Origin of the sequence: Marivita sp. (assembly GCF_965656765.1) — a bacterium.
Taxonomy (GTDB): domain Bacteria; phylum Pseudomonadota; class Alphaproteobacteria; order Rhodobacterales; family Rhodobacteraceae; genus Marivita.
Genome location: NZ_CBFHLV010000088.1, coordinates 1 through 9801 on the forward strand (window position 1 = coordinate 1; position 9801 = coordinate 9801).

Annotated in this window: 7 protein-coding genes; 2 read left to right on the forward strand and 5 right to left on the reverse strand. The window is 56.6% G+C overall.

The features are described 5' to 3' along the window. Positions 1–361: 30S ribosomal protein S12 (rpsL, locus tag ACTG4M_RS16125; protein WP_439124688.1), on the reverse strand; the 361-nt coding region annotated here is incomplete at its 3' end. 372 nt (positions 362–733) lie between these two features. Here rpsL and ACTG4M_RS16130 point away from each other — a divergent pair. Beyond that, positions 734–1573 (forward strand): putative rhamnosyl transferase, encoded by an 840-nt coding sequence (locus tag ACTG4M_RS16130; protein WP_439124689.1) that lies wholly within the window; start codon positions 734–736, stop codon positions 1571–1573. Here the strand turns inward: ACTG4M_RS16130 and ACTG4M_RS16135 are convergent. Beyond that, positions 1506–2411: a DMT family transporter gene (locus tag ACTG4M_RS16135; protein WP_439124690.1), complete on the reverse strand. Its 906-nt coding sequence runs from the start codon at positions 2409–2411 to the stop codon at positions 1506–1508. The genes ACTG4M_RS16130 and ACTG4M_RS16135 overlap by 68 nt on opposite strands. Before the next feature lie 137 nt (positions 2412–2548). Between ACTG4M_RS16135 and ACTG4M_RS16140 the strand changes: the two genes are divergently transcribed. Beyond that, positions 2549–3925 (forward strand): MATE family efflux transporter, encoded by a 1377-nt coding sequence (locus tag ACTG4M_RS16140; protein WP_439124691.1) that lies wholly within the window; start codon positions 2549–2551, stop codon positions 3923–3925. Positions 3926–3966: 41 nt separating this feature from the next. Here ACTG4M_RS16140 and ACTG4M_RS16145 read toward each other — a convergent pair whose 3' ends face one another. The 3 genes from ACTG4M_RS16145 to ACTG4M_RS16155 all read right to left on the reverse strand — a co-directional run. Next, positions 3967–5187, reverse strand: coding sequence for a PQQ-dependent sugar dehydrogenase (locus ACTG4M_RS16145; RefSeq protein WP_439124692.1), 1221 nt, complete (start codon positions 5185–5187; stop codon positions 3967–3969). Positions 5188–5322: 135 nt separating this feature from the next. Further along, entirely contained in the window at positions 5323–9570 is a 4248-nt protein-coding gene (gene rpoC / locus ACTG4M_RS16150) for a DNA-directed RNA polymerase subunit beta' (RefSeq protein WP_439124693.1), read from the reverse strand. 70 nt (positions 9571–9640) lie between these two features. After that, positions 9641–9801, reverse strand: a 161-nt coding sequence (locus tag ACTG4M_RS16155) for a hypothetical protein (RefSeq protein WP_439124694.1), incomplete at its 5' end; no start/stop codon positions are given.

Genomic DNA, 9801 nt, shown 5'->3' on the forward strand with positions numbered 1-9801 from the left:
GCTTCGCGCCATATTTCGAACGGCGCTGTTTCCGGTCCTTGACGCCCTGGGTATCCAGAACACCACGCAGGATGTGATAGCGCACACCGGGAAGGTCTTTTACACGACCGCCACGGATCAGGACCACGGAGTGCTCCTGAAGGTTGTGGCTTTCACCCGGAATGTAGCTGATGACTTCATAACCGTTGGTCAGACGCACCTTGGCCACTTTCCGCATCGCCGAGTTCGGCTTCTTCGGAGTGGTAGTATAGACGCGTGTGCAAACGCCCCGCTTCTGAGGGCACTGCTCGAGGTGCATCGACTTCGAACGTTTTACTTTAGGCTGCCGCGGCTTGCGGATCAGCTGTTGGATCGTTGGCATTCCGGTTTTTCCCCGTGTAGCTCACATATGTGGTGCACGAGGCCATCCCCGTGCGGGTTTCGTATTCAAGCACCGCGCGTCCGCGACGCCGATTAAAGTCCCGCCTTTCCTTTCGGAACGACGCAAAAGACCGCATCCGCTTCCCCTGTCGGAAGCGATGCGGTGGATTTCCAGAGGATCGGGGCATGCGCCCGGATCTTGACCGCTCCAGTTCTGCAAATCGACAAAACAGGCTTTGGACCCTGTCGAATTAGACGCGCGTATATGGAGAGTCGGAAAGCTTGTCAACAGCGCCCAGGTGCTTGTGTGCAGGGCGTTGCCAAGGCAAAGTCGCCCTACACGAGTTGCCGACATTACACAGGGCCAATCGTCATGCAGACCATTCTATTTTGTCGATTTTCTTACCCCGCGATCGGCGGTTTTCAGGTTGATCATGAAACCGTCGAAGCCCGTCGCGCCTTTCTTTATGCGCCAAATCGCATGGAGCAACGGTTTGCCTTGTTCGAACATTTCTGTCTGCCCGGATTAAAGGCGCAAACCGACCCCGATTTCGAACTCGTAGTGCTCGTCGGGACATGCTTGCCAGACCCTTATCTGGCCCAGCTGCAAGGGATACTCGGCGGGTTTCCGCAAGCGCGCATCATCGCCCGCGATCCGGCACCGCACCGTCAAATTTGCCAATCAGTCCTCAACGCCGCACGTCGCCATATCAACCAACCGTGCCTGCAGGTCCGCCACGATGACGACGATGCACTTGCGGTCGACTTCGTAGCCCGACTGCGCAAAGCGGCCACCGAATGCGAAGCGCTGGTTCTTGGCAACAAGCTGGTCGGTTTTGACTGGAACCGCGGCTACACGCTGTGTGCGTCAGACATACACCCGTTCGAGATGACCGAGACCGTCACACCTTATCTTGGCGTTGCCCAAGCAATGGCCGTTCAGGGCGGCGTGCGCCAGAGCCAGATGAACTTCGCACATAGCCGCATCAACCGGTTCATGCCGACACTCACATTTACTGACCCACCGATGTTTCTGCGCGCGCATCACGCACACAACGACTCGCGTCAGAAACCCGGGGTCAGCACACCTGACTTTCACGCCCCGACCGTCGAGCATATCGAGATGCTCAATCGTCGCTTTGCGCTTACGGCTGACGCGGTAGAATTGGCTTTCTCGCCCGTCGCTTCAGACGCGCCTCGCGCAACAGGCTGAACACACCTGTCGCCACGATGATCGCCGCCCCTATCAAAGTCAGCGTCTCTGGCCATTCCCCAAATATCAGGAACCCGAGGATCAGCGCCCAGACCAACCCCGTATAGCGGAACGGGGCAATGAAACTCACCTCACCCACCCGCATGACCATGACGCTGCACAGATACGCGCAGATTATAAAGGCCGTCGCCATCATCACCAAAAACGACAGGCGCGGGGTCATGGCAACCCATTCCTGCTCGACCGACCATATCCCTGCGAATACCGTGACGATCACGGATGAAATCACGGTCACTGTCAAAGACGGCACGTCTTTGGACAGCCGGCGCGTGACCAGATCACGCACCGTCACAGCACCAACGGCGCAAAGCGCATAAACCGACGCTCCGGTAAAACCGTCCGTTCCCGGGCGTACAATCAGCAACATTCCAACAAAGCCGATGATGATAGCCGACCACCGTCGCCACCCCACGGCCTCGCGAAACACAAGCGCGCCACCAAGAGTGACGGTCAACGGAAGCATCTGCAAAAGCGCCGTCACGTTGGCCAGCGGCATCGCCAACAACGCAGTCAAAAAGAAATATGCAGCCCCCGTCTCAGCAAGGCCGCGCGCAAGGATCAAGATCCAGTCTTGCGTCGGAAGTCGCAGTTTCAGCCCTTTGAAATACAAGGCCATCCCGATTAACGCCGCCGACGCCAAGACACCCCGGATCACCAGCAATTGCGACAATGGCAGATCGCCGCCTGTCGCTTTGATAGACGCATCGCCAAAGGTGAAGGCGGCCATCGCCGCACACATCAAAAGCGCGCCACGCATATTGTCAGAAAGCAGGATCATGCCAATCGGATTAGCAGGCAAACCGCATCCTCTCCATGACAAAAGCGACATTGCGAAGGTCTTTGGCTTTCTCCAACAATGCGTGTATCGCGATCTGGTGGGGCTTTGTCCCCCGTCACCGGACGACAGGAGCATCCGTGGCAGTTGCACTGAATGACGATCTGACCACTGGGTCTATGCTGACGCATTACCGCAACCTCGCCATTCCGGCAGCGTTGGGCATGCTGTTCTCCACGCTCTACAACGTGGTCGATGTCTATTTCGCCGGGCAACTGTCAACCGAAGCACAAGCCGGGCTCGCCATCGGATTTCAGGCATTCTTCATCATGATGGCTGTCGGCTTTGGCCTGAGCTCAGCACTCAGCGCGCTGGTCAGCAATGCCAAGGGCGAAAAAAACACCAGCGGCAGCCGCAGCCTTGCTGCGCAAGGACTTAGCTTTGGCGTTATTGCAACGGTTCTTTTGATGATCTGCGGCTGGTTTGGCGGGCCTTACCTGATCGCGCTGGTGTCTGAACCCGGGGGCTATCGCGACGCGGCTCTTGGCTATTTCCGGCTGCTCATCCTTGCCCTGCCCGGATTTTTACTGGCCTATGGCGGCAATGGCATCTTGCAAGCGCATGGCGACACCCGGTCAATGCAGCGCGCTATGATGGTGGCGTTCTTTGCCAATATCGGTCTCAACCCATTGATGATGTTCGGCATCCCCGGCGTCTGGGGCGGCATGGGCTTCAATGGCATCGCCGCCGCCACAGTCATGAGCCAAACCGGAGTGATGGTATTCATTCTTTCGCGCGTCTTTAATCTGAACATGATGGAGCGGGTGAAACGCGCCGAATTTGTCCCGGACGCCACCTGCTTTAAAGCCATTTTTGAACAAATGCTGCCCGCGACAACAGCGATGGGCGTGATGTTCGTTTCTGGGTTTGTCGTTCAATTCGCTCTGAAGGGTTTCGGCGAAGACGCCATCGCGGCATATGGCGTGGCGCTCAGGATCGAACAAATCCTCTTGCTGCCAGTCTTGGGCATGACAAGCGCCCTATTGCCGATCGCTGGTCAAAACTTTGGCGCACGTGATTACGACCGCGTCCGAGACGCGGTGTTCTTGTGCTGGAAGTTGGGGTTCGCCCTTTCGGTGGTTGCGATGCCGCTTTTGTGGTTCGGCGGATCATGGGCGATGCGCCCCTTCACATCGGACCCGGATGTGATTGAAATCGGTGCAAGCTACCTGCTGGTCGATGGGTTTTTGTTTCCCATCTACATGATGCTCTTTTCAATCAATTCGCTCCTGCAAGCCATGAAGCGTCCGATTTACACCCTCTGGATCAGCATCTACCGCCAAGGGTTTGGCGTTGCGTTTTTTATCTGGGTGTTCATCGCTCTGTTGGGCTTTGACGTCTGGGGCGTCTGGCTTGGCATCGCCACCGCTGTAGCCACCGGTTGGATCATGGCACTGATCGTCGCCGTGCGTGTTTCGCAAGCGATGATGGGCGGTTTGCGGCCAAACACTGCATAACAAAGAAACGGGGCGCTTACCGCGCCCCGTTGTTCAACCGATTACGAGCCTGAACTGTCCAGTGTTACGTGGATCAATGCGCCATCTTCATAATCTGTGGCAAGGATCAGGCTTCCGTCACTCAACTCTTCAATGTCGCGCACACGGCCGTAGTCCGTAAACAACCGCTCCTCAGCACTGACGCGGTCACCATCCCATTCAAGTCGCACAATGCCTGCAGACACAAGGCCAGCGACAAGGCTGTCGCCCTGCCAGTCGTACATCATATCACCTTCGTAAAATGTCATGTCCCCCGGCGCGATGACCGGATCCCAGTAGTACGCAGGCTCTGCCATACCTTCGGCCTGGGCGCGCCCAGTGCCGATATCACCGCCACCATAGCGCACGCCATACGACACGACGGGCCATCCATAGTTCAGCCCAGCCAACGGGATGTTAATCTCGTCACCACCAGCGGGACCGTGTTCGACCACGAACAATTGGTCGCCGCGCATCGCGGCCCCCTGAACGTTGCGGTGCCCGTAAGACCAAATGCTGTCGATCGCGCCCTCTTGGCCGACAAACGGATTGTCTTCGGGGATGGACCCATCAAGATTAACGCGGACGACCTTGCCATACGTGGTGTTGAGGTCTTGGGCCTTTACACGCTCTTCATCGCTAAAGTGCTCGCCAGTTGTGATGAACGCATGGCCGCTCCCGTCAAACACGATGCGGCTGCCGTAATGCATTGCCGCCGGGGATGGCGGTGTCTGTTCGAATATCTCTTGGACTTCGGTCAGTTCAGACATGTCATCCGACAGTTTTCCGCGAGCCGCAGCCGTCACAGACATGCCGTCGCCTTTGCCCTTGGCATATGTGAAATAGACCCAACGATCAGTGTCGAAATTGGGACCAATCTTGACGTCTAACAATCCCGCTTGTGTGCTGTTGCCCGCTGACTGATTGAATATCTTGGGAAGACCGGAAATCGGGTCAGAGACATCACCGTCCATCGACACATGAACCAGCCGTCCGGGCCGTTCTGTTACAAGCAAGCCTTTGTCTCTGGGCAATGCTTCAATGGCCCACGGATGCTCAAGCCCGCTAACTATTTCGCGGTAGGCGTAACTCAGATCGGACGACACCAAGTCTGCCCGGGTCTGGTTTTCGAATGCTGGTTCGAAATTCGCGTTCTTTTCGCCCCATTGGTGACTGTCCTGTGCGGCCAACGGTGCGGCCAGACCGACAAGGATCGCGGTTGTTGTGGTCATTAAGCGGGTCATGGAAATCTCCTTTTTCGCTGTTGTCAGATCAACGTGCGATCAAGGTGTTCCGTTCCGCTTGGGTTTTGCGCCATACAAACAAAAACCCCCGCGACCAGCGCGGGGGTTTTTTTATCACTTGGTAAAAAGCTGCGCTTATTCGCGGCTTTCTGGCGTATCGACGATGATACTATCGAACTCATCGCCACCGACCACATCGTCTGCCGGAGCCGGAGCAGCCAAAGCCGCTGCCTGTTCCGCTTCGTCGCGGCGCGCTTCGATCACGACATTGTCGCGGTCCTGAGCAACACGACGTACCTTCTGGGTTGCCCCACCAGTCCCCGCCGGGATCAAACGACCCACGATGACGTTCTCTTTCAGGCCTACCAGCTTGTCTTTCTTGCCCTGAACCGAAGCCTCGGTCAGCACGCGTGTGGTTTCCTGGAACGACGCCGCCGAGATAAACGAACGTGTCTGCAAAGACGCCTTGGTGATGCCCAACAGAATTGGTTCGCCTTTCGCCTCGCGGCCACCCTTCGACAACGCCTTTTCATTGGCGGCATCAAATTCGGCCTTGTCCACGTGTTCGCCCTTGAGCAGCGTGGTGTCACCACTGTCGAGGATTTCCCACTTCTGCAGCATCTGGCGCACGATGACTTCGACGTGTTTGTCGTTGATCTTCACACCTTGCAGTCGATAGACGTCCTGAACTTCGTCGATCATGTAGTTCGCCAACGCTTCGACACCCATGATGGACAGGATGTCATGGGGCGCGGGGTTGCCGTCCATGATGTACTCGCCCTTCTGGATGAAGTCGCCTTCGGCCACTGGAATATGCTTGCCCTTGGGCACCATGTATTCCACCGGATCGGCACCCTCTTCAGCCGGGTTGATCGAGATACGACGCTTGTTCTTGTAGTCTTTGCCGAAGTGAACGTAACCGTCGATTTCCGCGATGATGGCGTGGTCCTTGGGGCGACGTGCCTCAAAGAGTTCGGCCACACGCGGCAGACCACCGGTGATGTCCTTGGTCTTGGCGCCTTCACGCGGAATACGTGCAACCACGTCACCGGCTTTGATTTCCTGACCATCTTCGACAGAGAGAATGGCATCAACCGACATCGGATAGGTGATCGGATTGCCCGCATCGTTGCGCAGCGGCTCACCATCTTCACCCATAAGGATGATTTCCGGCTTAAGCTCGTTACCCTTCGGTGCAGCGCGCCAGTCGATCACGATCTTCTGGGTCATACCGGTCGCATCGTCGGTTTCGTCGCGTACGGCCACACCAGCGGTGAGGTCCACATGCTTGGCGATGCCGTCCTTTTCGCCGATGATCGGCAGTGTGTACGGGTCCCATTCGAACAGCTTGTCGCCACGGGCAACCATATCGCCCTCTTTGACAAAAATCTTGGTGCCGTAACCCAGTTTGTGGCTCGCCCGTTCGACGCCATGTTCGTCCATGATGCGCAACTTCATGTTACGCCCCATGACCAACGTGTCACCGACCGAGTTCTCCAGCGTAGAGGTGTTATCGAATTCGACTTTGCCTTCCTGGCTTGCTTCCTGGAAGGACTGCTGACCACCCTGAGCAACGCCGCCAATGTGGAACGTCCGCATCGTCAGCTGTGTGCCCGGCTCACCGATCGACTGTGCGGCGATGATGCCGACCGCTTCACCGGTGTTGACCATTGTACCACGTGCAAGGTCACGACCGTAACACATGACACAGACGCCCTCCTCCGCTTCACAGGTCAGCGGCGAGCGAATACGCATGCTGGCAACACCCGCTTCTTCAATTGTGTCTGCCATGCGCTCATCAATCAACTGACCAGCACGCAGGATGACGTCTTCCGTACCCGGCTTGAGGATATCATCCGCCGCAACACGACCAAGAATCCGTTCCGCCAGCGACGCCACAACTTCACCGTCGTTTACGGCAGCTTCTGCCGTGATCGCACGCTCAGTACCGCAATCATGCATGCGCACGATACAATCCTGTGCCACGTCCACCAGACGACGTGTCAGGTAACCCGAGTTCGCAGTCTTCAGAGCGGTGTCAGACAGACCCTTACGGGCGCCGTGGGTCGAGTTGAAGTACTCGAGAACGGTCAGACCTTCTTTAAAGTTCGAGATGATCGGCGTTTCGATGATGTCGCCATTCGGCTTTGCCATCAGGCCGCGCATCCCGCCCAGCTGCTTCATCTGCGTAACCGAGCCACGCGCACCAGAGTGCGCCATCATGTAGACCGAGTTCGGTTCGCGCGTGGACCCGTCCTCGTCAGTCTGTTCCGCCGAGATGGTGGACATCATCGCATCAGTGACCTTGTCGTTACACTTCGACCAGGCATCGACAACCTTGTTGTACTTTTCGCCCTGAGTGATCAGGCCGTCCATGTACTGCTGTTCGAAATCCTTAACCTGATCGCGGGTTTCTTCCACGATCGGCCACTTGGTCTCTGGGATCACCATATCGTCTTTGCCGAACGAAATGCCCGCCTTGAACGCTTCTTTAAAGCCCATGGTCATGATCTGGTCACAGAAAATAACCGACTCTTTCTGACCGCAATAACGGTAGACGGTGTCGATGACTTTCTGCACGTCTTTCTTCCGCAGCAGCGTGTTGACGAGGTCAAACGGCGCTTTTGCGTTCAAAGGCAGCAGTGCACCAAGACGCACACGACCCGGTGTGGTATCGAACAACTTGGTTATCTCATTGCCTTCGTCGTCGATCTGATTGACCCGGCACTTAATGTTCGCGTGCAAATGTACTTCGCCCGCATTCAGCGCATGCTCGACCTCTTCGATCGACGCGAATGTCATGCCTTCGCCCTTCATCCCGTTCCGGGCGATGGACACATAGTAAAGGCCAAGGATCATATCCTGCGATGGAACGATGATAGGTGCGCCGTTTGCCGGCGACAGAACGTTGTTCGTCGACATCATCAGAACACGGGCTTCCAACTGCGCCTCAAGGCTCAGCGGCACGTGGACAGCCATCTGGTCACCGTCAAAGTCAGCGTTAAACGCCGAACAGACCAGCGGGTGAAGCTGAATCGCTTTACCTTCGATCAGCACCGGCTCGAACGCCTGAATGCCCAAACGGTGCAGTGTCGGCGCACGGTTCAGCAACACAGGGTGTTCGCGGATGACCTCGTCAAGAATATCCCAAACCTCAGGACGTTCCTTTTCGACCAGCTTCTTGGCCTGTTTGACCGTGGACGACAAACCTTTTGCTTCAAGCCGCGAATAGATAAACGGCTTGAACAGCTCGAGCGCCATTTTCTTTGGCAGACCGCACTGGTGCAACTTGAGTTCCGGGCCAGTCACAATGACCGAACGACCCGAGAAGTCGACGCGCTTACCCAAAAGGTTCTGGCGGAAACGGCCCTGCTTGCCCTTGAGCATGTCAGACAGCGACTTGAGCGGACGCTTGTTGGCACCGGTGATGACACGACCACGACGGCCGTTGTCGAACAGGGCGTCCACGGATTCCTGCAGCATCCGCTTTTCGTTGCGGACGATGATATCCGGCGCGCGAAGTTCGATCAGACGCTTCAGACGGTTGTTCCGGTTGATCACACGACGATACAGATCGTTCAAATCGGACGTCGCGAAACGGCCACCATCCAGCGGCACCAACGGGCGCAGTTCTGGCGGGATAACCGGGATCACGGTCAGAACCATCCATTCCGGGCGGTTACCGGATTCAAGGAAGGACTCAACCACCTTGAGGCGCTTGATGATCTTCTTCGGCTTCAGTTCGCCGGTTGCTTCCTTGAGGTCTGCGCGCAGCTGATCGGCCTCGGCTTCGAGGTCGATATTGGCGAGCATCTCGCGGATCGCTTCGGCGCCGATATTAGCAGTGAACGCGTCCATTCCATACGCGTCCTGCGCATCCATGAACTCTTCTTCCGACATCAGCTGACCGTATGTCAGGTCAGTCAGGCCTGGCTCGATCACGACGTAATTTTCGAAATAGAGAATACGCTCAAGATCGCGCAGCGTCATGTCCAGCATCAGGCCAATGCGCGATGGCAGCGACTTGAGGAACCAGATGTGCGCGCAAGGTGCGGCTAGTTCGATATGGCCCATACGTTCGCGACGGACCTTTTGCAGCGTGACTTCCACACCGCATTTTTCGCAGACAACGCCGCGATACTTCATGCGCTTATATTTACCACACAGACATTCGTAATCTTTGATCGGTCCAAAGATACGCGCGCAGAACAGGCCGTCACGCTCGGGCTTGAATGTGCGGTAGTTGATAGTTTCGGGCTTTTTGATCTCACCGAAGGACCACGACAAAATCCGCTCGGGCGATGCGAGCGAGACTTTGATCTCGTCGAACACCTTGGGCGGTGTGACGGGGTTGAACGGGTTGTTGGTCAGTTCCTGGTTCATTTTCAAATCCTTGAATTGGGGGGAGGCGCAGGTCGGACATGGCAGTCCGACCTACCGATGAGCGTTGGCGTTACTCATCTTCCTCCGCATCCAGGAGTTCCATATTCAGGCCGAGGCCGCGCACTTCCTTGACGAGAACGTTAAAGCTCTCGGGAATGCCCGCTTCGAAATTGTCCTCGCCCTTGACGATGCTTTCATAGACCTTGGTCCGGCCCGCAACGTCGTCCGATT

Excerpts from the sequence above, each read along its gene's own strand:
- ACTG4M_RS16130 (WP_439124689.1), top strand. The coding sequence starts at position 734 with ATGCAGACCATTCTATTTTGTCGATTTTCTTACCCCGCGATCGGCGGT.
- ACTG4M_RS16135 (WP_439124690.1), bottom strand. The coding sequence starts at position 2,411 with ATGATCCTGCTTTCTGACAATATGCGTGGCGCGCTTTTGATGTGTGCG.
- ACTG4M_RS16145 (WP_439124692.1), bottom strand. The coding sequence starts at position 5,187 with ATGACCCGCTTAATGACCACAACAACCGCGATCCTTGTCGGTCTGGCC.
- rpoC (WP_439124693.1), bottom strand. The coding sequence starts at position 9,570 with ATGAACCAGGAACTGACCAACAACCCGTTCAACCCCGTCACACCGCCC.